This is a genomic window from Nocardia sp. NBC_00565, assembly GCF_036345915.1.
Classification (GTDB): Bacteria; Actinomycetota; Actinomycetes; order Mycobacteriales; family Mycobacteriaceae; genus Nocardia.
In genome coordinates, this window is record NZ_CP107785.1 from 8,697,139 (window position 1) to 8,721,833 (window position 24,695).

The 24,695-nt window shown below is 66.2% G+C and carries 15 protein-coding genes and 1 pseudogene; 9 read left to right on the forward strand and 7 right to left on the reverse strand.

Features of this window, described 5'->3' with window-relative positions; all coding sequences use genetic code 11:
* Window positions 1-282: 282 nt before the first annotated feature.
* From OG874_RS39960 to OG874_RS44995, 4 genes and pseudogenes are all read right to left on the reverse strand, one after another.
* A complete protein-coding gene (locus tag OG874_RS39960; RefSeq protein ID WP_442943209.1) occupies window positions 283-1,062 on the reverse strand; it encodes a lysostaphin resistance A-like protein in 780 nt (259 codons plus the stop codon).
* Between the two features lie 101 nt (window positions 1,063-1,163).
* On the reverse strand, window positions 1,164-2,102 hold the full coding sequence (locus OG874_RS39965) for an RluA family pseudouridine synthase (protein ID WP_330252214.1): 939 nt from the start codon (window positions 2,100-2,102) through the stop codon (window positions 1,164-1,166).
* Window positions 2,103-2,260: 158 nt separating this feature from the next.
* A complete protein-coding gene (locus OG874_RS39970) occupies window positions 2,261-2,707 on the reverse strand; it encodes a TIGR03667 family PPOX class F420-dependent oxidoreductase (protein ID WP_330252215.1) in 447 nt (148 codons plus the stop codon).
* 684 nt (window positions 2,708-3,391) lie between these two features.
* Window positions 3,392-3,568: pseudogene (locus OG874_RS44995) on the reverse strand (transposase); the annotation flags it as partial.
* 45 nt (window positions 3,569-3,613) lie between these two features.
* Between OG874_RS44995 and OG874_RS39980 the strand changes: the two are divergent.
* The 9 genes from OG874_RS39980 (at window position 3,614) to OG874_RS40020 (ending at window position 18,203) form a co-directional block, all read left to right on the forward strand.
* Complete coding sequence (locus OG874_RS39980; RefSeq protein ID WP_330257620.1) at window positions 3,614-4,813, forward strand: RNA-guided endonuclease InsQ/TnpB family protein; 1,200 nt, start codon at window positions 3,614-3,616, stop codon at window positions 4,811-4,813.
* 214 nt (window positions 4,814-5,027) lie between these two features.
* Window positions 5,028-5,639 (forward strand): maleylpyruvate isomerase N-terminal domain-containing protein, encoded by a 612-nt coding sequence (locus tag OG874_RS39985; protein WP_330252216.1) that lies wholly within the window; start codon window positions 5,028-5,030, stop codon window positions 5,637-5,639.
* A 540-nt stretch (window positions 5,640-6,179) separates the two neighbouring features.
* Window positions 6,180-7,193, forward strand: a complete 1,014-nt coding sequence (locus OG874_RS39990) for a sulfotransferase family protein (protein WP_330252217.1) — start codon at window positions 6,180-6,182, stop codon at window positions 7,191-7,193.
* Between the two features lie 110 nt (window positions 7,194-7,303).
* Window positions 7,304-9,157, forward strand: a complete 1,854-nt coding sequence (locus OG874_RS39995; protein WP_330252218.1) for an ABC transporter ATP-binding protein — start codon at window positions 7,304-7,306, stop codon at window positions 9,155-9,157.
* Entirely contained in the window at window positions 9,154-10,890 is a 1,737-nt protein-coding gene (locus OG874_RS40000; protein ID WP_330252219.1) for an ABC transporter ATP-binding protein, read from the forward strand. The genes OG874_RS39995 and OG874_RS40000 overlap by 4 nt, the downstream gene beginning before the upstream one ends.
* A gap of 4 nt (window positions 10,891-10,894) precedes the next feature.
* A complete protein-coding gene (locus tag OG874_RS40005; protein WP_330252220.1) occupies window positions 10,895-12,190 on the forward strand; it encodes a SidA/IucD/PvdA family monooxygenase in 1,296 nt (431 codons plus the stop codon).
* A gap of 42 nt (window positions 12,191-12,232) precedes the next feature.
* Entirely contained in the window at window positions 12,233-13,174 is a 942-nt protein-coding gene (locus OG874_RS40010) for a methionyl-tRNA formyltransferase (protein WP_330252221.1), read from the forward strand.
* Between the two features lie 69 nt (window positions 13,175-13,243).
* The gene (locus OG874_RS40015; RefSeq protein ID WP_330252222.1) at window positions 13,244-17,431 is read left to right on the forward strand and encodes a non-ribosomal peptide synthetase; all 4,188 of its coding nucleotides are present in this window, start codon (window positions 13,244-13,246) and stop codon (window positions 17,429-17,431) included.
* Window positions 17,432-17,483: 52 nt separating this feature from the next.
* Window positions 17,484-18,203: a siderophore-interacting protein gene (locus OG874_RS40020; protein WP_330252223.1), complete on the forward strand. Its 720-nt coding sequence runs from the start codon at window positions 17,484-17,486 to the stop codon at window positions 18,201-18,203.
* Window positions 18,204-18,232: 29 nt separating this feature from the next.
* Here OG874_RS40020 and nbtC read toward each other — a convergent pair whose 3' ends face one another.
* The 3 genes from nbtC to OG874_RS40040 are packed head-to-tail and all read right to left on the reverse strand — an operon-like array spanning window position 18,233 to window position 24,592.
* A complete protein-coding gene (gene nbtC, locus OG874_RS40030; protein WP_442943474.1) occupies window positions 18,233-22,480 on the reverse strand; it encodes a nocobactin polyketide synthase NbtC in 4,248 nt (1,415 codons plus the stop codon).
* A gap of 34 nt (window positions 22,481-22,514) precedes the next feature.
* On the reverse strand, window positions 22,515-23,837 hold the full coding sequence (locus OG874_RS40035) for a beta-ketoacyl [acyl carrier protein] synthase domain-containing protein (protein WP_330252224.1): 1,323 nt from the start codon (window positions 23,835-23,837) through the stop codon (window positions 22,515-22,517).
* Window positions 23,834-24,592 carry a thioesterase II family protein gene (locus OG874_RS40040; protein ID WP_330252225.1) on the reverse strand — a complete coding sequence of 253 codons (759 nt, stop codon included), beginning with the start codon at window positions 24,590-24,592 and terminating at the stop codon, window positions 23,834-23,836. Before OG874_RS40040 ends, OG874_RS40035 begins: the two co-directional genes overlap by 4 nt.
* Window positions 24,593-24,695 lie beyond the last annotated feature (103 nt).

Below are 24,695 nucleotides of genomic sequence, written 5' to 3' on the forward strand. Positions count from 1 at the left end.
CATCAGCACATGGATTTCGCGCTGTCGCTCCAGGCCAGGTATGTCGCCAGTCCTTCCTGATGTCGGCAGAAGGGCATGTTCGTACGGGCGCATCGGGATTCGCATTATTGAGCGATTCGCCACTCCACGGGCTGACCCCGAGGACGACGCGCAGTTCTGCGTAGTCGGACGATGCGTGTGCGGGCAGGTTATCGATCTGTTGGTGCACATCCGGGTCGGTCTCGACGCGGTACACCTACATATGGCTCGTGCGGTCGAGACACGCGGGCAGATCGTTCGAGGTCAGGTCAGGGTGGTGTGCCAGACGATGGCGGCGGCGAGGGCGCCGGCTCCGTTGACCGACCAGTGCAGGGCGATGGGGGCGAGCAGGCTGCCGCTGCGGCGGCGCAGCCAGGTGAAGACGACGCCGGCGGCGGCGGTGGCCACGACGGCGAGCAGGATGCCGACGATCTGGGCCGCCGCGCCGCCGCCGAAGAAGCCGCTGAGTCCGCGGTTGCTGCTGGTCAGGCCGAGCGAGGAGGCGATATGCCAGAGGCCGAACAGCAGTGAACCCGCCGCGAAGACACCGCGCACGCCGTAGACGCGGTCGAGGGTGCCGTGCAGGACGCCACGGAAGGCCAGCTCCTCCGGGATCGCCGTCTGCAACGGGATCACGATCATCGACGCGATGAGCGCGCCGGAGATGGTGGCGTAGCGGTCGGCCAGGAAGAACGGCCGGGTGATCGGCAGGATCGCGCCGATCGCCACCACCGTGAGCACCAGAGCCACCGCGCCGATCGCGTAGAGCGTGCCGCGGCGCCACTGCCGCGGCGAGAGCCCGAGTTCGGACCAGCCGAGTCCGCGTCGGCGCATCAGTGCGAGCAGCACGACGGCGGCGATCGGAACGGTCAGGATGCTCGCCCACGCGGTGGTGAAGTGGGCGATCAGATTCGTGCCCGCCAGGACGACCACCACAACGGCCACGTCGAGATAAGCATGCAGTTTGTGGCGGGGCGGTGCCGTTTCGAGCGACCTGCAAGCAGTCGCTAGCGGTGCCGTTTCTTCGAGGTCCTGGTGAAGCACCCGGCCCAGTCTACGGATGCGCGCAACCGGCGCCGGGGGTTCGAGGAGCTGAGCTGCCATCATCATGGTCGTATCCGTTTTCGCATCCGGTACACCCGGCGTTAACCTGACGGGCTCCGCCAGCCGTCCGGATCCGCCCATGCCCGCAGCGAACGGGTGCTTTCGAACCGACGTGACACGCCACTGATCGGGTCGGTGAATTCGAGTGACGTGGCCAGCAATTGCAGCGGCCGTGTGAAATCGTCCACAGGTTTGTCGGTGAGCGCCGGATAGAAGTCGTCGCCCAGGATCGGAATGCCCAGGCCGTTCATATGCAACCGCAGCTGATGGGTGCGCCCGGTCAGCGGCCGCAACCGGTAGCGGCCGAGTCCGTCGCGCTGCTCCAGCAACTCGATCCAGGTCTCCGCATTGGGTTCGCCCGCGACCTCCTGGGCGGCGAGTACCTGTTTCTCCTTGATGATCCGGCTGCGCACCGTGCGCGGCAGCGGCAGCTCGGGATCGAACGGCGCGATCGCCTCGTACTCCTTGCGCACCGTGCGCTTGTGGAACATCGTCTGGTAGGCCCCGCGCCGGGCCGGATTGATCACGAAAAGCACCAGTCCCGCGGTGACGCGATCGAGCCGGTGCGCCGGAATCAGATCGGGTAGCTCGAGTTCGCGGCGTAGGCGCACCAGGGCGGTTTGCAGGATGTGCTGACCGCGCGGAATCGTCGCGAGGAAGTGCGGCTTGTCCACGACGAGCAGATCGTCGTCGCGATGGACGATGGGGATATCGAACGGCACCACGGTTTCGTTGGGTAGATCGCGATGGAACCAGACCGCGCCGCCCGGCACATATGGCGCGTCCGGCGTGATCGGACCGGCTAGGTCCACGATCCCGCCCGCGTCCAGGAGTTCGTCGATGCGCGCGGCGGAAACTCGGGGCAGCCGCTCCACCAGGTGATCACGAATGGTCGCCCAGTCACCCTGCTCCGGCAGGCGGAGCCGGGCCGGATCCAGGCCGTGCCGCTTGGGCAACGGCGGCTGCTGCCTCCTTCTCATCGGTAATGACCCTAGTCGCCGACGAAATGCCAGCTCACGGCCGGGGCCGGGGGCGGTTGGTGTAGTCGAACCGCTGCCGGGGGCGGTCGTCGGCGGTCCGAGGGTTGTTCTGCTCCAACTGAGTCACCGCCAGCCCGAGGACGTGTACATGGAGCCGGTCAGAATCCGCGCAGGCGATCCGGGGTGACTCGCAGCACAACCGAGTACTCGGCATGGAACTGTGCCTCGGTCATCGAGATGGAGACGAGTCCCTCGGCGTATTTCTCGGTGTACGCGGCGATTTCGTCGGCTGCCGCGCCGGCTTCGTCGATCCGGGCGGTACCGGTGAGAACCACGACGTCGCCACCGTGCTCGGTGCTGTTGAGGTTCAGCGATACCCGTGTATTGCGGGCGATATTGCGCACCTTGGGCTTATCGGCCTGGCTGAAGATCAGGAACTCGCCGTCGCGCCATTGGAACCACACCGGATTCGGCTGCGGTGTCCCGCTGGGGCCGACGGTGGTCAGCCAGATGACATTTTCCCGCGCCAGGCGATCGGCGACCTTGGCGCCGAATGCGGTCCCGGTATCGACGACGGGCGTAGCGGAGCGATCGGTGACTGTCATGTTGTGCACAACGCCCGCACCACCGAGTCGATTCCACCGACTACGGCTCCGCGCGTTCGTCGAGGACCATCCGGCGCGATTCCACCAGCGTCTGCCTGGCGCGGCGGCGCACCCGGCACAGATCGACACTGCAATACAGATGCACTTGCATCGCGCGGTGCGCCTGCTCCTTGGAGAATTTTCAAAAGGATGGTCAATGCGAGGACACCCCAGAGCGCGAGATGGGCTGCTTGCCAAGGGCTTAAGCCACTGTCGTCCCGTGCGCTTGAACAGGGCCTGCAACGAAAGTACCCGAGAAAATGCCCGGTCGGAGATCACGACGTCCGGATTGCGGCACGCTGGCCCACCGGCAGGCGGGCACGGCCACCGCTTCGAGCACCGCCTGGCAGCAGTGGTGAGTCGTTGGTCTGTCCGGGCGTGAGCAGCACGGCCACCCCGCGCCCGGCGCCGTCGGTGGCCAGGTGCGCCTTGGTGGTCCACCCGCCGCGGGATCGCCCGATGGCGCTTTAGGGCCGGGAGGAAGCGATTCTGTGTTGCGCGAGCGCGCAGCGCGGCTGGTGGGTGTCGCTTTCGTGGGCTCCGGTCGTTTCTGGTTGATGATGTATTCGGCGATAGTCGTGAGGGGGCTCCTCGTGCAGAGGCGGCGAAGTAGGGCGGTGACCAGAAGTGGTTGCCCCACAAGTATTTTTGGATGTGGTCGGGGAACTCTTGGCGCAGGTATCGGGCGGAGACGCCCTCGAGGCTGTTGACAGGGTGGACAGTTGCACGGTCGGCGGGTAGCGGATCAATAGGTGGGACATGGTCGGCTTCTCCGTTGAACTCGGTCAACATCGCGCCGAACTTGTCATACCCCTCTGTCATGATCTGTTTGCAGCGGGTGAGTATCGGGTCGGGGAGGGGTGGGTGGTGAAGCAGGTCGTTGTCGTCAAGCTGACTCCCACCCCGGAGCAGTATGTGGCGTTGAAAGCGACACTCGAGTTGTGTAATGCCGGGGCGAATATGGTCGCGCGGTTCGCGCACACCGCCGCCGATCGTCGCCCGTTCGCGCTGCAGAAACACGTGTACGCCGACCTCAAAGCATCCGGGTTGTCGGCGCAACCAGCGATCCGGGTGATCAAGAAGGTCGCCGATGCGTATGCGACCCGGCCAGCGAACCTGGCGGGCGGGAATTACGGCCCGCCGGGTTCGAAGCGGTATGCGAAGGTCGTTGGTAAGCCGATCAGGTTCCGTCAGGACGCGGGCCAACCATTCGACGACCGCTGCCTGTCGTGGCAGATCGATCAGTCGACGGTGTCGATCTGGACCACGACTGGGCGTCTGCGGGGTGTCGGGTTCGTGTGTGCGCCATGGCAGTTGAAACTGCTCACCGCCCGTAAGGGTGAGTCGGATTTGGTCTTCCGCGACGGTCACTTCTACCTGCACGCCACGGTCGACACCGACACTCCGGCCCCGCTGGTCCCGGCGGATGATCCCGCCGGGTGGTTGGGTGTGGATTTGGGGATCGTGAACCTGGCGGTGACCAGTGCCGATGACCCCACGAACCTCGATGCCCGGTGGTCTGGTGGTGCGGTTACCGCCCGCCGGAAGAGGAACCAAGCCTTGCGGGCCGCTTTGCAGAAGGTGGGGACCAAGTCCGCGAAACGGAAACTGAAGGCCCGGCGTAGGAAGGAAGCCCGGTACGTCACCGACGTCAATCATCAACTTTCGAAATCTGTTGTTGCCCAGGCACAACGCACCGGTCAGGGGATCGCGGTAGAAGATCTATCGGGTATCCGGGACCGGGTACGGCTCGCCAAAGCGCAGCGGCAGCAACTACATTCGTGGGCGTTCGCGCAGCTGCGTGACCAGATCACCTACAAGGCGCAGGCCGCGGGACTGCCCGTACAGGTGGTCGACCCGCGTAACACCAGCAGAACCTGTCACCGCTGCGGGCACTGCAACCGGGCGAACAGACCCAGCCAGGCAGTGTTCCGGTGCCGTCATTGTCGCTGGAGCGGCCACGCCGACCACAACGCAGCCGTCAACATCGCCGCACTCGGATATCAAAGCTATCGGGCCGCCCAATCAACCGTGCCTAAAACAGCCACCCCTCTAACAGCCAGTTAGAACGTGAGCAGCAAACCCGCGTCCTTCAGGACCGGGTAGTTGATGCAACCTTCCGCAGCACGTCGAACGCTGGAAATCAGCGTGTCCGGGCTGGTCGTTCGGCCGAAAGCCCCGCGTGGTCCGGATACCCTGGAGGGGACGTCGCAGGCGTTGTCGCGAGTCCGTGCGGTTTCCGAGCGTTCCCGAGTTATCCATGCGATGAATGGGGGATCGAATGAATACCGAACTATTGGAAGAGCTTTGGCGATCGTGGGCCGACCGGGGGTCGGGTTTCACGGCGGCGGATTGGGCGACGCAGACCAGGTTGCCCGGCTGGTCGGTGCACGCGCTGTTCGCCCATGTGGCGCCCGATCCGGCGGTGCTGCGAGCACTGCGCGCGGCTCCGGTGCCGGACGGACATACCGTGACCAGCGGCGCGGAGATGCTGCGAATCTTCAACAGCCCCGGCGGGATCGCGCACACCGCGGCCGACGATATCGAGAAGGCGGCGCGCCGTGCGGCCGAATCGCTCGGCATCGATGAGCTGTTGCGCCGGTTCGACAAGGACGGTCCGGCCGGTCTGGCCGAACTGGACGCGGTGCGCCCGACCGAGGTACTGGCGCATCCGATAGTGGGTCGGGTGACCTATCGCGCGTTCGCCGAGGTCGCCGTTGTCGATGTCACCGTGCATCTGCTCGATCTCATTGCGGCGGTGGGCGGTCCGCCGGTACCCGAACCGGCGTTGCGGTTCACCAGGGAGGTACTGGCCGCGGTGCCCGCGGCGGTCGATTTCATCGAGGCCGCGACCGGGCGGTCGAAAGTCGCTGTGCTGCCGGTCATGCGGTAGTCGGCAGCGCGATCGCGGTCGCCCGTAGTACTCGATCGGTGGCTGCCGAACGGTTCCGGTGACATCGCCGAACCTGGCCTGCGATCGGTCGATCACCCGTCGCGGCACCGGCTCGATCAGCTCGGTGCGACTCGGAAAGTAGTGCTGCAGATAGCCGATGCGCACCGCGGCCGCGGTGGCGGCGCGCATAGAGGTCTGCGCGTAGCCGACCGCCGTGAGCAGTCCTTCGGCGGGCCCCGTACTCACCACCGCCCGCGCCGCGGCGCGAAAGGCGGTGCTGTCGGCGGGGTCGCCCCGCATCGTTTTCGAATGGGATCGGATGAACCGTTCACTGGGATTCAGGTGTCGCCGAGGCGAACTCGGCGCTACGGTGTTCCGCATTCGATTCCGAAGGGCAGCGGGATCGGGGCCGGGAGGTACCAGCGTGTGCTACCTCGAAATGCGTATCCAGGGCAGGCCGAGCCATGCACATCGAACGGTTCTGGCCGAACATCGCCGCACCCGATGCGGCGCGGATCATTTGCGCGAGGGGAAGTTCCGATGTCAGTAGGGCTGACGCCGTCGATCGTACGAGAGTGTACCGCCGACAAGTACACGAAGGGGTTCGAAGTATTCGAAGAATGGCAACTACGCCGTTACAACCGGGAGAGTTACCTCGGGCATCCGCTGCGCTCGGTGCAGCTGGGAATGCGCTATCTGACGCTCCCGCATTATTTCGGCAGAGTGCCACCGGTTCGACTGTGGTTGCGGCGCTTCGGCGGGCCGCGCGTTCTACCGGATTTCGCCTGTGTCGGCGCGTTGAAGAGCGGCACCACCGATCTGGCCAGCTATCTCATGCAGCATCCGAGCATCCTGGCGCCGCTCACCAAGGAGATCGGGCACGGCTGCCCGCAATTCTGGGGGCCGTTCTTCCCGACGCAGCGGCAGAAGGCCGAGGTGGCTCGATGTACCGGCCAGGCGCTGGCGGGCTATTTCGATCCACTGCTGCACGATCTTCCGTTGATCGACAACTACAGTGCGGCCCGGCCCGACGCCAAGATCGTGATGATGTTGCGCGATCCGGTGGATCGTGCCTACTCGCATTACAAATGGGATCTGTTCCTCAGTAACAAGGACGGCCTGCGCGCCGTGCCGTACGGCCAGACCTTTGCCGACTACATCGGCTACGCGCTGGACATGTTCCCCGCCCCGCCGCCGCCGACCACGCTGCCCGCCATGCCGGTGCTCGGCACCGGCGTCTACGTGAATGCGGTGGCCCGCTGGCTGAAGGCCTTCGGCAAGGACAACGTTTATATCCTCTCCGCCGAGGACTTCTTCGCCGATATCTCGAAGTCGGTGTGCGGCATCCACGAATTCCTCGGTCTGCCCGCCGTCGAGCCGGTCCGCCATGACGTGCTGAACCGCAATCCGCTCGAAGTCCCGGAACCGGACGCCGATTCGGTGGCGCGGCTGCGCGAGTTCTACCGACCGTGGAACGAGCAGCTGTTCGAGGTCATCGAGCGCGACCTCGGCTGGAACGACCGATTCATCCTGGAGGAGGACATGTGCGGCTAGCTCTAGCTCTTGCTATGTAACTTAGCCTAACCTACCTTTTCTGCCCGGTGTGTGTGAAGATGGGTGCGATTCTGGCGAGCAACCCACGATGGGTCGAGAGGCGGGGACACATGACGGTGGAACTCGCGCCGCTGCCGGCGGCGGAGACAGGGAACCGGCCACCGAAGGCGGTGCTGAAGGCACGCAAGCAGCAGGAAGCCCTGGCGCGCAAGGAAATCCTCGCGCCGGTGCAGCGAACACTGACGCTCGCGAGCATCGTCGTGGCTATCGCGTCGGTGTGTACTGTCGTCCCCTTCGTGCTGATCGTGGCGGCCTGTCGGGAACTGCTCGAAGACCAGGCGGATACCGATCTGGTGTGGCGGCTACTGCTGGCCGCGGTGATCGTGCTCGTGGTGCGCGGCCTGCTGCAGGCGGCGGCGCTCACCTGGTCGCATCTGGTCGATGCCGGTTATCAGCTGACGGTGCGCCGACTGCTCGCCGCGAAACTGACCAAGGTGCCGCTCGGTTGGTTCGGTGAGCATGCCTCCGGCGAGGTGAAGAAGTATCTGCAGGACGATGTCGAGGCGCTGCACTATCTGATCGCGCACGCGCGGCTCGAATTCGTCGGCGCGCTGGTCGCGCCGCTGGTCACCCTCGGCTACCTGTTCACGGTCGACTGGCGGCTCACCCTGGTGCTGCTGATAACGCTGCTGGCCTACGCGATCGTGTTGAAGAACATGATGAATCAGGAAAGCCAGGACCGCCTCGCCATCTATACCCGCCGGGAACGGCGGGTCCAGGAGGCGACCATCGAGTTCGTCGACGGCATCCAAGTCGTGCGCGCGTTCGGTCAGGCGGGCAAGGCGCACAGCGAGTTCCAGGAAGCGGCGGATGAGCAGGCGCGCAGCCTGGACCGCTGGAAGACGCCGATGATCCGGTTGCAGTCGGCCTCCGACATCCTGGTCTCGCCGGTGTTCGTGATGCTCGTCATCGTGCTGGCGGGTCTGGCCGCGGTGGGGCTGGACTGGCTGGCGCCGGTGGACGTGCTGCCATTCCTGCTGGTCGGCCTCGGCGTCGGTGCCGCGCTGCTCGGCCTCGGCTACAGCAGCCAGGCGTTACGTGCGGCGGGCGAGGCGGCGGTGCTGCTGTACGAATTGCGGCAGACACCCGAATTGAGTTCCGGCTCGGGCACTTCGGTGGCGCCGCAGGGCACGGCCGAGGCCGGACTCGTTCGCTTCGAGTCGGTCGGCTTCGGCTACCGCGACGATCATCAGGTGCTGCGCGATATCGACCTCGAATTGCGGCCGGGCACCATCACCGCGCTGGTCGGCCCGAGCGGTTCGGGCAAGTCGACGCTCGCCAAGCTGCTCCCGCGCTTCTACGATGTCGGCTCCGGCCGAATCACCATCGCGGGACGCGACATTCGCGACTACGCCACCGACGAGCTGTATCGCACGGTCGGTTTCGTATTCCAGGATGTGCGGCTGATCCGCGGTTCCATTCGCGAGAATCTGCGATTGGCCAAGCAGGATGCCGACGACAGCACGCTGGAAACCGCCGCACGCGCCGCGCAGATCCACGACCGGATCATGGCGTTGCCGCGCGGCTACGACTCCGAGATAGGCGTCGATGCCAGCTTGTCCGGTGGTGAGGCGCAACGGCTTTCGATCGCCCGTGCGCTGTTGGCGGACACCCCGGTGCTCGTACTGGACGAGGCGACAGCCTTTGCCGATCCGGAGTCGGAGGCAGCGGTGCAGGATGCGCTGGCCGTCCTGGTCGCCGGGCGGACGGTGCTGGTCATCGCGCATCGCCTGCACACCATCACGGGGGTCGACCGAATTCTGGTGCTGGAGAACGGAGCCCTGGTCGAGCAGGGTGACCATCAGACCCTGCGGGATGCGGGCGGCACCTATCAACGGCTCTGGGAGATCAACGAGGCGGCGCTGAGTGATGTCGCGCTGGTGGAACGTGAGGAGGCGCGATGATTCGCAAGTTACTCGGGCTGGTTCCGGACGAGTTCGCCCCGCTGACACCGAAATTGCTGGCCGCGATCATCGCGCAGGCGCTGTGTCAGGCACTCGCCTATCTGCTGCTGGTGCCGGTGCTGGAGGCGCTGTTCGCCGATGACCTCGGACGTGCGTGGCTGTGGGCACTGGCGATGCTGGCCGCCGTCGCGGCAGTGGTCGTGCTCGGAAATGTCCACACGATGATGGGTATGCGGATCGCGGTCGGCATGCAACGCGGGTTGCAGACCAGGATCGGTGATCATTTCAACGCGCTACCGTTGGGCTGGTTCGAAACTCGCGACACCGGGCCGCTATCGCGCATCGCCGTCGAGAATGTGCGTGAGATCCAAGGCGCGCTCGCCCATTTGCTGGGCAAGACGATCACCAGTGTGGTGGTGCCACTCGGTGTCGCGGTGGGCATGCTGTTCATCGACTGGCGGATCGCGTTGGCCATGCTGCTCGCCGCCCCGGTGCTGCTGCTGGTCAACCGCCTGGCCGGCCTTGCCTATGCCCGGTCCGACGAGCAGGCGCGCGCCGCCGCGGCCGAGGCCGACTCGCGGGTGGTGGAATTCGCGCAGGCACAGCCGGTGCTGCGAGCCTTCGGTGCGGTCGGCGACAGTAATCGAGCGCTCGATGCCGCGCTGCGTCGGCAGCGGTCGGCGAATACCCGGATGACGTTCACCTCGGTGCCGGGCATCATCGTGTTCGGCCTGCTCGTGCAGGCGGTCTTCCTGGTGCTGGCCTATATCGTGGTGAGCCGGGTGACGGACGGGGCCATTTCGGTTGCCACCGCTATCGCGTTGGTCGCGGTCAGTTCTCGCTTCATCGAGCCGCTGAGCCAGGTAGCGCAGCTGGGCAACGGTGTGCGCGGGGCCACGGCCGCCATCGACCGCGTCACCGAATTTCTCGCCGAAGCTCCCCTGCCGGAATCGGATACGCCCGTTACCCCCGGTGCGCCGACCGTCGTGTTCGATAATGTCTCGTTCGGCTATCGGCCGGGCGAGCCCGTCGTTTCCGAGCTGACCTTTAGTGTGCTCGCGGGCAGCACCACCGCGATCGTGGGGCCCAGCGGTGCAGGCAAGACCACACTGCTGCGGCTGGCCGCGCGGTTCTACGATGTCGAGTCCGGCCGGGTGCAGGTCGGCGGACATGATGTGCGGGAGCAGCCGTCGGAGACGCTGTTGAATCAGGTGTCGCTGGTCTTCCAGAATGTCTATCTGTTCAACCGGTCGGTGGCGGACAACATTCGCACCGGCAGGCCGGACGCCACCGATGCCGAGGTGCGCCGGGTCGCGGAGGCTGCCCGGGTGGACGAGATCGCCGAGCGGCTGCCGGATGGCTTCGACAGCACGGTCGGCGAGGGCGGCGCCACCCTGTCCGGTGGTGAGCGGCAACGGGTTTCGATTGCCCGCGCGCTTCTCAAGGACGCCCCGATCGTGCTGCTGGACGAGGTGACCAGTGCGCTGGACCCACAGAGCGAGGCGGTCGTCGTCCGTGGTGTGCACGAAGTAACCAGGGACAAGACGGTGTTGGTCGTCGCGCACCGGCTCTCGACCATCGCACATGCCGATCAGATCCTCTTCCTGGACGGTGGCCGGATCGTCGAGCGCGGCACCCACAGTGAGCTGGTGGAGCTCGGCGGCCGCTACGCCGATTTCTGGGCCGAACGTTCGCGGGCGAGTGGCTGGCGCCTGGAACCGGCAACGGCCTAGGGGGATGGGAGTAGTGGACAGACTTCTGGTGGTCGGTGCGGGGCCGAAGGCGATGGCCGTCGCCGCGAAGGCACACGTGCTACGCGAACTCGGCCTGCCCGCACCCCGGGTGACCGTCGTGGAATCGCATGCGGTGGGCGGTAACTGGCTGGCCAGTGGCGGGTGGACCGATGGTCAGCACCGGCTCGGCACCAGCCCGGAGAAGGATGTGGGCTTTCCGTACCACTCGACCTGGGCGCGCGGGCGCAACCGCGCGATCAACGACGCGATGATGGCGTTCAGCTGGACGTCGTTCCTGGTCGAGCGTGGCACCTACGCCGAGTGGATCGACCGTGGTCGCCCGAGTCCGCACCACCATGTCTGGGCCAAATACCTGCAGTGGGTCGCCAGGAAAACGGATATCGAGTTCGTGCTCGGCACCGTGCGCAAGATTTCGGCGGCGGCGCAGGGCTGGCTGGTCTCGGTCGCCGACGCGGACGGGGTTGTCACCGAGGTCGACGCCGAGCGACTGATGATCACCGGACCGGGCCACAGCAGACGCGCGCTGGTCGACCATCCGAAAGTGCTGAGCATCGCGGACTTCTGGGATCTCGCGGGGCGCCGCCGGTTGCCGGCGTCATCGCGGGCGGCGGTCATCGGCGGCGGTGAAACCGCGGGCTCGGCGATGGACGAACTTGTCCGCCACGATGTGCTGACCGTCTCGGTCATCTCGCCCGCTGCCACCATCTATACCCGCGGCGAGAGCTACTTCGAGAACTCGCTCTACAGCGAGCCCATCAAGTGGCGGGCGCTGAGCATCGAGGAACGCCGCGATGTCGTCCGGCGGACCGACCGTGGCGTGTTCTCGGTGCGGGTCCAGGAGAACCTGTTGGGTGACAGCCGGGTCCATCATCTGCAGGGACGTGTCGTGCGAGTCGCCGAACACGGTGCGGGCGTTGCGCTCACGCTGCGTAATGAGCGGCGCCCGGACCAGGTGCACGCCTTCGATCTGGTGGTCGACGCCACCGGCGGTCAGCCACTGTGGTTTCTGGAGATGTTCGAACCGGACGCGATGGACCTGGTCGAGCTCGCGATCGGCGGGCCGATCACCCAGGCGCGGATCGAGGCATCGATCGCCCATGATCTGGCGGTGACCGGGCTCGAGGCGAAGCTCTACCTGCCGAATCTCGCGGGCCTCGCGCAGGGCCCGGGATTTCCGAATCTCAGCTGTCTGGGCGAACTTTCGGATCGAGTGCTGGCCTCGGGCTCGAGCGGTACCGAGTCGGCCGCGCAGGTCACTTCGGCACACCTCAGCGTGTAGGGTAGGCTACCCTTAGTATCTGTCGAGGGTGAGGTTCGGTTCATGCGTATCGTGTCGTTCGGCTTCCAGACCTGGGGTTGCAAAACCCTTCAGGCCCTGATCGATTCGGAGCATGAGGTGGCGCTCGCGGTCACCCATCCGAGCAGTGCGCAGTCCTACAAGGCGATCTGGTCGGATTCGGTCGAGGAGCTGGCCCGCGCACACGGCATCCCGGTGCACCTGACCGAACGGGCCGATGCGGCGACCATCGACCTGGTCAAGCGAGCCGAGCCGGACGTCATCGTGGTGAACAGCTGGTACACCTGGATGCCGCCGGAGCTGTACAACCTGCCACCGCACGGCACGCTCAATCTGCACGATTCGCTGCTGCCGAAGTTCACCGGCTTCTCGCCGGTGCTCTGGGCACTGATCAGCGGCGAATCCGAATTCGGGCTCACCGTGCACCGGATGGATGAGCAACTGGACACCGGCGACATCCTGGTGCAGCGCTCGCTGCCGATCGGGCCGACCGCTACCGGCACCGAGCTCGTCGAGGCGGGGATGGCACTGATCCCGGACGCACTGCGGGAGGCGCTGTCCGCGCTGGAGTCCGGCACCGCGGTGTGGCGGCCACAGCACAAGGCCGAGCGAACCTACTTCCACAAACGGTCCGAGCGGGACAGCCGGATCGATTGGGCTTGGTCCGCGGTCGATGTGGAGCGCTTCGTGCGTGCGCTGTCCGAACCGTATCCGCGTGCGTTCGGTTACTACCGGGGCGAGCGGGTCGAAATTCTCGCCGCGGCAGTGTCGGCCGCCTGCTACGGCGGCACCGCGGGCCGGGTGGTCGTCCAGGAGGGCGGTGCGGTCGTGGTGTGTGGTCCCGATGCGATTCGCGGACGCAACCCCGGCTTGTTGATCACCCGGGTGCGGACGGCGAACGGCGCCGAACATTCCGGAGCCGAATTCTTCGCGCGCGGCGGCTATCTCACCGATACGCCGGCGTGATCCGTGGTCCGGTAGCGAGCCTCGGGGCCGCCGACCGGAATCAAGTTCAACCCGGGGGCGAAGGAATCCATGTCGACCACAGCCGATGACACGCAACGCCTACTGCACCGCCGATCCGGTCGGCGGCTGATCGAAGCTATCCAGAAACCAACCGTGCCAGATGTGGCGGACGTGCAGCGGGCCGCGCTGTCATCGGGTCAACGGCGTGCCTGGTTCCTGCAGACCCGCGATCCCGATGACACCACGCTGAATATCGGTATCGCGTATCGGCTGACCGGCACGTTGGACACCGAACGCCTGCGCGCCGCCGTCGAGGCGGTTGCCGCGCGGCACGAGATCCTGCGCACCACATATGGACTCGGCGATACGGGCGAGCCCTACCGGATCGTCCGGAACGAGCCGCTGAGCTGGCAGGAGCACGATCTGTCCGGGCTGCCGGAATCGAGCCGGACCCGCAGGCTGGAGGTGCTGTCCCGACGCGAACTCGGTCGGCCGTTCGAGCTGGCAACCGAGGCGCCGATACGAATCACCCTGATCCGCACTGGCGCCGGTGAATTCGTCTTCGTACTCGTGGCACACACCATCGCCTGGGACGACGATTCGTGGGGCGTGTTCGCCGCCGAACTGAACGCCGCCTATCACGGTGCGGTACTGCCCGAACCGCGTGGACAGGCGGTGGCCGCCGACACCGACGCCGACGCCGCCGCGGTGGAGTACTGGCGCGATCTGCTGCGCCCGCTGCCGGAGACGCTGGAGCTACCGGGCAGGGCCTTATCCGTCGATGGCGCACGTCGGACCCGGCGGTGTTCGGTGCCGCTGTCGCGCGAACTGCTCGCCCGGGTGGACGCCTTCGCCCGCGAAAGCGTGTCCACCCCGTTCGCGGTGCTGCTCGCGGCCTTCGACGCGGTGATCCACCGATACACCGCGGCAACGGATTTCCTGGTCGCGGTCCCGGTCAGCACGCGCGGCGCCACCGCGGTGTCGGTCATCGGCTACTTCGGCAACACCCTGCTGCTGCGTGCCACACTGCGATCGGCGGACACCTTCGCGAATTTCGCGGCGGCCGTGCGCGAGCACTGTGCCGATGCGTTCGCGCATCGGGAGGTCGGTATCGATCGAGTCGTGCACGCCGTCAATCCGAATCGCAGTGGCCGCCGCGACGGTTTGGAACAGCTGGTCCGCGTCGGTTTCGGCGTCACCGAGCGCGAGCACGGGCTGGCACTCGACGGTGTCACCGCGGCCCGGCTCGAGCTCGGCAGCCCGGCGGCACCGGTCCCGCTGCGGTGCACTGTCGTGCTCGACGCGGACGGTCCGCGGGTCGAGGCCCAGTACTGGGACGACCAGCTCGCGCCCGGACTGGTCGAGCGGCTGATCGCGCACTACGTGCAGCTGCTGGACAACGCGCTCACCGAACCGGGCCACCGCATCGGTGATATCGACATATTCGGCGACGACGATCGAGCACGGCTGCTCGCCCAGTCGCACGGCGCGCTCGTCGGTACCCGGCCGACCACCATGGTCGCGCTGTTCGAGCAGCGTGTGGCGGCGGCGCCGCAGGCGCTGGCGATCGTCGCACCGCGTGGCGATGGCCCGCCCGACGTGGAGTTGAGTTACGACCAGCTCAACCGCCGCGCGAACCGCATGGCGCACTGGCTGATCGGACAGGGCATCGGCGCGGAGGATATTGTCGCGCTGCGGATTTCCACGTCGGTGGAGTTCGTCGTCGCTGCGCTCGGTGTGCTCAAGGCGGGTGCCGCGTACTTGCCGATCGACCCGGCCTACCCGGATGAGCGCATCGATCTCGTCGACCGGGATGCCCGGCCCCGGCTGCTGCTCGGCCGCGTCGAAGCGGTGGCTGCGGAGGAGTCCGCGATCGCGCTGCCCGAACATGATCCCGCCGACGCCGATCGCGTGCGCCCGTTGCGTCCCGGCAATCTCGCCTACGTCATCTACACCTCGGGATCGACCGGACGGCCCAAGGGCGTGCCGGTTTCGCACGCCGCCATCGCCGATCATCTGGAATCCTTCTGCGCGGAGTGGGGGATGACCGCCGCGGACCGGTTGCTGCAGTCGTCGTCGGTGAGCTTCGACGCCTCGCTGCTCGATATCTTCGTCACGCTGACTGTCGGTGCGCGCCTGGTGATTCCGAAACCCGGTGCGTTCGGTGACATCGCGTATGTGGCCGATTTGATCGCCCGGTGCGGGGTCACCGTGCTGCACATGGTTCCGTCGATGCTGAGTACCTTCCTGCTGCTGCCCGAGGTAAGTGAGTGGCGGGCGCTGCGGCATGTCCCGGTCGGCGGCGAGGCGTTGCCGGGCGAGGTCGCCGACCGGTTCGCGGCGGTCTTCGATGCCGAACTGCGCAATCACTACGGCCCCACCGAGGCGGTGGTCTCCGCGACCCATATGAGGGTCGAGGGCCCGCAGGGCACCCGGATCGTGCCGATCGGAACGCCGAACCGCAATGTCTACGTATATCTGCTCGACGAGCGGCTGCAGCTGGTCCCCGCCGGTGTGGTCGGCGAAATCTACCTGGGCGGTCCGCAATTGGCGCGCGGCTACCTGAATCGCTGTGGGTTGACCGCGCAACGGTTCATCGCCGACCCCTTCTGCACCGGGCAGCGGCTGTACCGTACCGGCGATCTGGCGCGCCGCACCGGTGACGGCGTGCTCGAATTCATCGGCCGCGCCGACGAACAGGTGAAGATACGCGGTTTCCGCATCGAACTGGGTGAGGTGGAAGCCGTGATCGCGAGCCATCCGGACGTCGGTCACTGTGTGGTGGTCGCGGTGTCGGATGCCGCACTCGGGATGATGTTGGCCGCGTACGTCGTCCCGGCCGGTGCCGCGGGCCCCGACCTCGACCGGGTGCGCGCGCACGCCGCGGTGAGCCTGCCCGACTACATGGTGCCCTCGGCGTTCTCCGTCATCGACGAGATTCCGCTCACCAGGCACGGCAAGCTGGACAAGAAGGCGCTACCCGAACCGGTGCCCGCCGCGGGTCGCGACCACCGGGAACCGCGCACTGCCAACGAGATGCGCGTCGCCGAGCTGTACGCGGAGATCTTCGGCCTGAGTCGAGTCGGTGCCGACGACTCGTTCTTCGAACTCGGCGGCCACTCGCTGCTGGCCAATCGGCTGGTGTCGCAGCTGCGCGCCGAGTTCGGTGTCGAGATCGACGTGCGTGTCCTGTTCGACACCCCGACCGTCGCCGGACTCGCCGCGCTGATCGAGGCCACCCCCGTTGCCCTTTCGGATGTGCTGACCGCGGCCGAACGACAGCGGGTGCTCGGTGAGTGGGCGACCGGGGTGGAACTGTCCGACGTGCCGCAACTCCCCGAGCTGATCCGCCGCGGCCGTGCGATTCCCGGCCTGCGGTCCGCGGTTCGTTGTGGCACACAGACTCTCACCTACGACGAGCTGTTCGCCCAGCTGGACGCCGGATCGGTAGTCGGCGGATCGACAGGGGTATCGGTCGACCGGCTGGTTCGCCTGTTCGGCACACTCGCGACAGCCATTCGGGATCCGGATGCCATGGTCGGCGCGGGGTCGACGACGCGGTTGCCCACTGCGGCCGCGCTGGCGGCGGCCGTCTGGGATCGTCGTGTCGTTGCCGCCGAAAGCCGTTGTCGGCGTGTGGATCCCGCGTACGGCTGGGTGGACGTGCGGCTGATCGCGGCCGAGTGGAGCGACGCACAGGTGGCGGTCGAACTGCTGGCCGCCCTGGCCGACGGTGCGACACTGATCGTCGCCACGCCGGCGCAGCAGGCGAATCCGGGCGCGCTGGTCGAGCTCATCGCGGCGCATGCGGTGACACATGTGGTCGCCACCGCGGCGAGCCTCTCTCGTATCGTGCCCGCCGACGGCGCGACGTTGCCGACCATCCGGCGCTGGGACGTCACCGGAACCGATTCGGCCCCAACGCTTCCCGGTCGGCTCGCCGCCGTCGCACCCGAATCCGTCGCCACCTTCGCCTACACCGTGCCGGCCTGCGCGGGCGCGGTGGCGCGCGGCTCGCTCGACGGGAGCGGACGTGCTCGCCCGATTCCCGGGGCCCGGATTCTGGTGCTGGACGAGTCGCGACAGCCGGTGCCGCCCAATGTGATCGGCGAGGTGTATGTCGGCGGTGCCACCCTCTCGATCGACGCATTCGCCGTGGACCGCTCGGTGGACGACCCGTTCCTGCCGGGTGGCCGGTTGTTCCGCACCGGCGACCGAGCCCGGTGGACAACCGACGGATGGCTGATATTCGGGTAGCTCGGCGATGAGTACCGCACATGCGTAGGTTGGTTAGGCTACCCTAGGTTTCATGGGTAAAGGTATAGATGGCCTCATGCTGAAGGCATGGCGCGCGGACGAATACAAGTTGACCGTCACCTCCGTCAGAACTATCACCGACAAGTATCAGCGCATCGGCTTCACCGCCGAGAATCTGCTCGATGACCACCCCGTTCACCCCACGCAGTGGATTCGGATCTGGTTCGAGGACGACGAAGGCAAGTTGCGCCAGCGCGGCTATACGCTCGTGGATCCCGATCCGGCCACGAACAGTTTCGATATCGAGTTCGCGTTGCACCACGGCCCGGCGTCACGGTGGGCCGAGAATGCGACAGTGGGCGATGTCGTCGAGGCCAGCGTCATGGGTAAGGGTGTCGGCGCATCGAAGTTCGGGGTCCCCGATCCCGCACCCTCGGAGTTCGTCATCTTCGGCGACACCGCCTCACTCCCCGCGATCAACTCGTTGCTGGATGCCATCGGTGACATTCCGGCCCGGATATGGCTGGAATGGCAATACGAATCGGACCCGACCTTGCCGGTGCACTCCGGACCGGCCACCGAAGTCACCTGGCTGCAGCGCATCGACGACGGACGACTGCTTCGTGAACAGGCCGAAGCGATCACCTGCGCGCCGGATGCGTTCGGCTTCGTCGCCTGCGATGGATACACCACCCGCGCGATCACCAAAACGCTGAAGACGAAACACGCACTGCCCAAAGAGGCGATCAAGTCGCAGGCCTACTGGCGATAAAGCCAGTAGGGCCTGCGCCCTGTCCGGTCCTATTCGCGGATCGCCGCGAAGATTCGCTGATCGAGGGGGTGCAGCGGATGGTCGGCGTCCGGCAGCACGAGCATCGGCGTGAGGCCGGACGCGGTGAGCTGGTCCAGCCATTCGCTTTCTTTCAGGAAGATCCGGTCGGTTCCGGCGCGGACGTCGGACGCGCCGGGATGTGGCCGGCCGGGCCCGGGCGACATCAGGAATTTCATCGAGGTCAGCAGTTCGCAGTGCGCACGGCAAGCCTCGATGAAGACGACCGCGCCGCCGGGGTTGAGCAGATCGTGCAGTTGGCGCAGGGTGTCCCCGATATGTTGCGCGTTGTGCAGCACGTTGGCGGCGATGACTACGTCATAGCGCGGCTGTTGACCGAGATCCGCGTTCATATCCATGATTCCGTAGCGCATCCACGGATAGTGCGCGAAGCGTTTCCGCGCCGCACTCAGGAAGAACGTCGACAGGTCGGTGAAGTGGTAATCGACCGGCAATCCGGATAGGCCCGCCACGACGTCATCGGTGGTGCCACCGACACCGGCGCCCAATTCCAGTATGCGGACCGGAGATCGGTCGCGTGCCAGCCCCGCGACCACGCCCGCGACGACCTCGCGGGCGGCGAGATTGAGATAGCGACTGATGACGTTGTCCCGGTACGCGGCTTCGGCGGTCAGCATGTCACCGTCGGGGAACAGTAGCTCCTGGACGCGCACCCGGTCCTGGGCGAGTTCGGTCAGACGGTCGTCGGCGCTGCCCAGGAAGGTGGCGAACTCGGGTGCGTAGCCGAGGTCGGCGCACACCGCATACCGGTCGGACCGGATCGGGGTCGGTACCGGGCGAATGGCGCGGTAGCCACGATCCGGATCGAAGTCCAGACAAGCGTGGGCCGTGAGCTCCCCGAGCCATCGGCGCAGCAACCACCGATGCCGCGGCGCGAATTCCAGCCGGGTGGCGATCTCGTCCACGGTGTGCACATCGCCGTCACTCAGTACCGGATCCAGTACTTGCCGCATGGCCTGCATCCCGAATAGGTCCAAATCGCCACGAGCGGAGCGAATTCGGTCGGCATCCATCTCGTCCGGTACGGCGTCCTCCGCCGCCAGCCGCGCACGCTCGGCGATGTCGGCCGGTGCTCGTTCGGTGGTGTGCACTGCCGTGCGTTCGGCGATGTCGGCCGGTGCTCGTTCGGTGGTGTGCACCGTCGCACGTTCGGCGATGTCCGCCGGTGCAGGGCGCGGCGGAGTAATCGGGTGGGCACCGAGCAGTCGCACGACGTCGTCGAGGGATGCGCCGCCCATGAGTTCGGTGACCGGAAGGTTGTGACGGAACTCCTCGTTGACACGTCGCCGAAATTCCAGCGCCTGCAAGGAATCCATGCCAATTGCTACCAGCGGACGGGTGTTGTCGATCGTCTCGATGTCATCGACTCCGATGACATCGGCGAACAATCGCACCATCCGTTGCGGCAGGTTCACCTCGGCGACGGATTCGAGGTCGTCGGCAACCGGTGTCACCAGTTGCGACAGTACCGGGGCGTAGCCGTAGCCACCCAGCACGGAGTGTCCGCGAGCCCAGTCGAACGCCGCGACGATCCCGTTTTCGCGGAGTCCGCTCAGTCCCAGCGAGATCGCATCCGCGGAACGCATGGGAAGGTAACCCACTGCGGCCAGCTTTGCCGCGCCAGATTCGGTCCGGTCTTGGTAGACCGACCATTGCCCCCATTGCACTGAGACGCAATCGAGCCCCTGGGCACGAAGCCGGTGGGCGATCGCGTCGAGCATTCGATTGGCTGCCGCGTAGACGATCTTGCCACGGCCGCCGAGTGTCGCCGCCAGCGAGGAGCACAGAACCACGTGGCAATCGTCGGCGCGAGCGAGCGCATCCAGCACATTCGAAATGCCGATGACCTTTCCCCGCAACCCCTGGTGGACTTTCTCGGGGGTGATTTCCGACAGTTCGACGTCCGCGATATCCGAATAGTCTGCTGCGGCATGGATGATCAGGTTCGCGGGTGCGTCCCGATGTTCGTTCGCCAACTGCCGCACGGCGGCAGCATCGCCCACGTCGCAGGCCATGACGCGGATCTCGGCGGAGCCGGTCTCGCGAATCTGCCGTAGGCGTTCGGTGACCGCGGCGGTCTCGCCCGATCTGCTCACCAACGTGATCCGTTGCGCGCCGTGGTGCGCGAAGTGGTCGCAGAACTCCAGGCCGAGGCTGCCCGTGCCGCCCACGATGACAACATTGTCGGGAGTGGTGGCCCAGGGGCGCATGGCGGTCGGCGCGGCTTCGGCAAGGCGCTTGGCATAGAGAGTGTCGCTGCGTAGTGCCAGCTCCGGTTCGTCGGCCGTGTGCAGCGCCGTGATGATCGCGGGCGCAGTGTCCGGACCCGCCTGTTCGGGAGACAGATCCACGTGCCGGAATGCGATGCCGGGGTGTTCGGTACCGATGCAGCGGAATCCGGCGCCGGCCGCGGAGTGCACAGGATGCGGGGGTGCGTCTTCGGCCAGCACCGCCTCACCGCCGACCGTTATGAGCCAGCACTCGGCGACATTGTCGGCGAGCCCCGGCCACCACCGCCGCACACCGAAGAACTCCGCGGTCTCGTCAGCTGCCGTGTGACCATCCATATCCGGCAGACCCGGTAGGAGCACCACGATCGTGTCGATATCGCCATGGGCGCCATCGGTTCCCACATCGATCAGCCGTGCCTGTGCGCCGTAGCTCGGCGCTTCGGTGCACAACGCGGCGGCGAGTTCCGCACAGTTGCCGGTGTGATCGATGATGCCGATGCTGCGCGGCGGCACCATCGATCGCCGCACCAGCCGTACCCATTCCTCCAATACGAACTGGGGGGAAGCCGTATCCGTCCTCGGTTCGGCGACGGCGGCCTCGACGGGCCGATCGACCTGCCGAGCCGGGCCGGAGTTATACGGCAACCACAGCTTCACCTCGTTCATCTGGACATTCGGGAAGTCCGGCAACGGTAATCGAACGGCCCCTTCGGATTTCGTGCGCAGGCATTCCCATGGATACTGCAGGTCGTTCACCGCGAGGACCGCGAGGTTCCGGGTGAACTCACGCAGATCGGTGGCGGTCCGGGTAGCGGTACCGATCACTCTGACGTCGCGCCCATCAGCGACGACACCCAGGTTCTCCTGCACCGACAGCTGCAGCGTCGGGTGTTCGGCGAGCTCGACGAATGTATCGACCTCCTGCGCGACGGCCGCGGCGATGGCCTTATCGAACCGAACGGTGTTGCGGAGGTTCCAGAACCAGTACTCGCCGACCGGCAGGTCCGCGACGATCGCGCCGCCCAGAGTGGCACCGATGCAATCGACATCGGTATCGAGGAAGTGCTGGTTGGCCAGTCGGTTCTGCATCGCGTCGCGGATGTCGTCACGAAACTCGTTGACCAGTGCGGTATGCGCCGGATACCGGACGCGGATCAGTCTGGCGAACCTGCCGTGTTCGGCGAGGGTATCCACGATGTCCTGTACCGTGCCGCGCTCACCTGAGATGCCCGTCATATGCGGCGAGTTGACAACCGACACCTGCGCCCATCCCGACCGTCGCGCGAGCAGTTCCTCGCACTCGTCGCGATCGGCGGCGACCACCGCCATCGCATAGTCGTCGGATGCGATCGTATCGACGGCGTGCGCTCGGGTGCCGACAACCAGAATCGTGTCGGCCAGGGTCATTTTGCCCGACACATATGCCGCGGCGATCTCGCCCTGGCTGTGTCCGACGGCGGCGCGGGGCTCGATGCCCACCGACCGCCACAGTGCGGCCAGCCCGGCCATCTGCATGAACAGTGCGGGCTGGACGATTCGGGCACTGTCATCGGCCGGAACATTGTCGTCCAGAACGTATTTCAACGGCGACTCGCCGAACAGTTCGCGGAAGATATCGTCACAGCGGTCTACCTCGGCACGGAACGCGGGTGCGGACTCGTAGTAGAGCCGGCCCATTCCCGGGCGCTGACCGCCCTGACCGGGAAACACATATGCGAGCCGCCGGGCCGTGGCAGGGGCGGTCGTGCACACCACCGAAGAGTGCGCGCCGCCGTCGGCGACAGCTCGCAAGGCGGTGATGAGTTCGGCCCGGTCGGTCACCATCGACAGTGCGCGATTTCGGCGCGCAACCCGGGTGCGGAACAGCATTTCCGAGATCTGCCACGGCGCAATGCCGGGACGATTCACCACGTAGGCGAGAAGCGCGGCAGCCTCCTTGCGCAGTAGGCCGGGTGTATCCGCCGACAGGAGTACCGGAACGGTGCCGTCGGGCAGTTGGTAGCTAGAAATTGTCGCTCTCCTCACGAACGGGCATCGCAATGATTGCGTGGGCGTTGGATCCTCCTGCGCCGAACGAGGAAACGGCACCGTAGCGGACGCCGTTGGCCGGTTCCCAGGGCTGCATTTTCGTGGCCAGCCGCAGCGTCGACCGGTCCCAATCCACCTTCGTGGTGGGATTGTCGGCGAACAGGCTCGGCGGAATGTAACCGCGCTCGCCCGCGAGTAGCAGCTTGATCAGGCCCAACATCCCCGCGGCTGCCTGCGCGTGCCCGGCATTCGATTTCACCGAGCCCAGTAGTGGGTCGGCTCCCGCGCAGCCGTAGGTGTTCTGCAGTGCGGTGAGCTCGGCCACGTCACCGGCCCGGGTAGCAGTGCCGTGCCCTTCGATCATCCCGACCGCGGCCGGGTCGATTCCGGCCATCTCGACGGTCTTGCGAATCAGCCTTTCCTGCGCGTGTGCGCGGGGCACGAGAATCGGCCTGCCCTTGCCATTGTGGTTCGTGGCCGTGGCGAGAACACGGCCATATATCCGATGTCCCAGCCGCCGGGCGCGCGACTCGCGTTCGATCAGGACGACGACCGCGCCCTCACCCCATAACGTGCCGTCGGTGTCATCGGCATATGACCGGCAGTGCCCGTCGGTCGAGAGAGCGTTGTTCTTCGAGAACTCGTAAAACGCGAGTGGTGACCCCATTACGCACACCGCGCCGGCGAGCGCCCACTCGCATTCACCGGAACGCACGGACGCGGTAGCCAGGTGCAGCGCGCTCAAAGACGATGCGCACGCGGAGTCGACACACATCGAAGGGCCGACCAGACCCAGACTGTGCGAGATCCGACCGGCAACCCCGAGTTGTGCCAGGCCGACGGCCCGGTATCCGCTGTGCTCGTTGGCCTCGGCGGCGCGCGGGCCGTACTCCATCGGCGACGCGCCGATGAAGCAGCCGGCATCCTCGCCATCGATCGCGCCGGGATTGATCCCGGAGTTTTCCAGCGCTTTCCAGGCCACTCGCATTCCCACCCGCTGCTGGGGGTCCATCGCGATGGCTTCGCGCGGTGCGAGACCGAAGAAGGCCGGGTCGAATGCCGCTGCGCCGTCGAGGAATCCGCCGGCGTCGCAGACCTTTCCCCAGCCGTCGAGGCGGGCAAGGGACAGCAGATCGTCGATCGGCCAACCGCGATCCCGCGGAAACGGGCCGATCAATTCCCTCGAATCCGCCAGTGCGGACCAGAACGAACTGGGGGTGTCGATTCCGCCGGGCGCCTCGACGGCTATTCCGGAAATTACGACGTGATCGCGGTCCGGCCGATCCCCGGGATTCATGCTGTCCGTCCGTGTTGTGCACTCGGTGTCAGCAACTGCGCGATAGCGTCGACCTGATCGTTCAGATAGAAATGCCCGCCCTCGAACATCGTGACGTCGACATCGTCGCTGTGCTTACGCCAGCCATTGAGGTCCGCCATCGTGACGATCGGATCGCTGTCACCGCAGATCGCATGAATTCTCGCCGCTATCTTGACATTTTCGGCGCCGGAATAGGCATCGGCCGCCCGGTGGTCACTCTTGATGACCGGCAGCGCCATCCGCATGACCTCCAGGTTCGTGAAGACGTCACGACTGGTTCCCTCGAGCATCGCGAGGTGGTCGAGAAGCTGCTCATCCTCCTGTGGGGTCGGTCTCCTGTTTGCGGCGCGACAGGGGGCAACCGCCGCCGAGATCGTGAGCTGCCGGACGTCGATTCCCGCCGCTTCGGCGAGCTGGACGAACTCGAACGAAACAAGCGCGCCCATGCTGTGGCCGAATGTTGTGATCGGCACCCCGCGGTTGAAGATCGAATCCCGGAATTCGTCGAACGCACCCGCGGCGACTTCGGGGAGAGAGGTCAACGCCGGCTCGTGCGCTCGGTCTTGGCGCCCCGGGTACTGAAAGACGATGACGTCGTAATTCGCGCTGAACGCCTTGGAAAACGCACGGTATGCCGATGCGCCGGCGCCAGCGTGCGGAAAGATCAATAATGGGCGGTGATCTGGTGAATTCGGCTTGTGGAACTGCCTGATCCACCGTGGTCTGTGCTGCATTTTGCTACTCCACATATCGATTGCTTCCGTTCGGCGACCCGGTCGCAGGTGGAGCGTTCGCCCCGCCGAGCGGTTGACGCCGGCGCGCTTCGGCTGCCTGTGC

Bases quoted from the DNA above. Each gene is read 5' to 3' on its own strand.
- OG874_RS39965 (WP_330252214.1), bottom strand. From the start codon at position 2,102: ATGAGAAGGAGGCAGCAGCCGCCGTTGCCCAAGCGGCACGGCCTGGAT.
- OG874_RS39970 (WP_330252215.1), bottom strand. From the start codon at position 2,707: ATGACAGTCACCGATCGCTCCGCTACGCCCGTCGTCGATACCGGGACC.
- OG874_RS39985 (WP_330252216.1), top strand. From the start codon at position 5,028: ATGAATACCGAACTATTGGAAGAGCTTTGGCGATCGTGGGCCGACCGG.
- OG874_RS39990 (WP_330252217.1), top strand. From the start codon at position 6,180: ATGTCAGTAGGGCTGACGCCGTCGATCGTACGAGAGTGTACCGCCGAC.
- OG874_RS39995 (WP_330252218.1), top strand. From the start codon at position 7,304: ATGACGGTGGAACTCGCGCCGCTGCCGGCGGCGGAGACAGGGAACCGG.
- OG874_RS40000 (WP_330252219.1), top strand. From the start codon at position 9,154: ATGATTCGCAAGTTACTCGGGCTGGTTCCGGACGAGTTCGCCCCGCTG.
- OG874_RS40005 (WP_330252220.1), top strand. From the start codon at position 10,895: ATGGGAGTAGTGGACAGACTTCTGGTGGTCGGTGCGGGGCCGAAGGCG.
- OG874_RS40010 (WP_330252221.1), top strand. From the start codon at position 12,233: ATGCGTATCGTGTCGTTCGGCTTCCAGACCTGGGGTTGCAAAACCCTT.
- OG874_RS40015 (WP_330252222.1), top strand. From the start codon at position 13,244: ATGTCGACCACAGCCGATGACACGCAACGCCTACTGCACCGCCGATCC.
- OG874_RS40020 (WP_330252223.1), top strand. From the start codon at position 17,484: ATGGGTAAAGGTATAGATGGCCTCATGCTGAAGGCATGGCGCGCGGAC.
- OG874_RS40035 (WP_330252224.1), bottom strand. From the start codon at position 23,837: ATGAATCCCGGGGATCGGCCGGACCGCGATCACGTCGTAATTTCCGGA.
- OG874_RS40040 (WP_330252225.1), bottom strand. From the start codon at position 24,592: ATGCAGCACAGACCACGGTGGATCAGGCAGTTCCACAAGCCGAATTCA.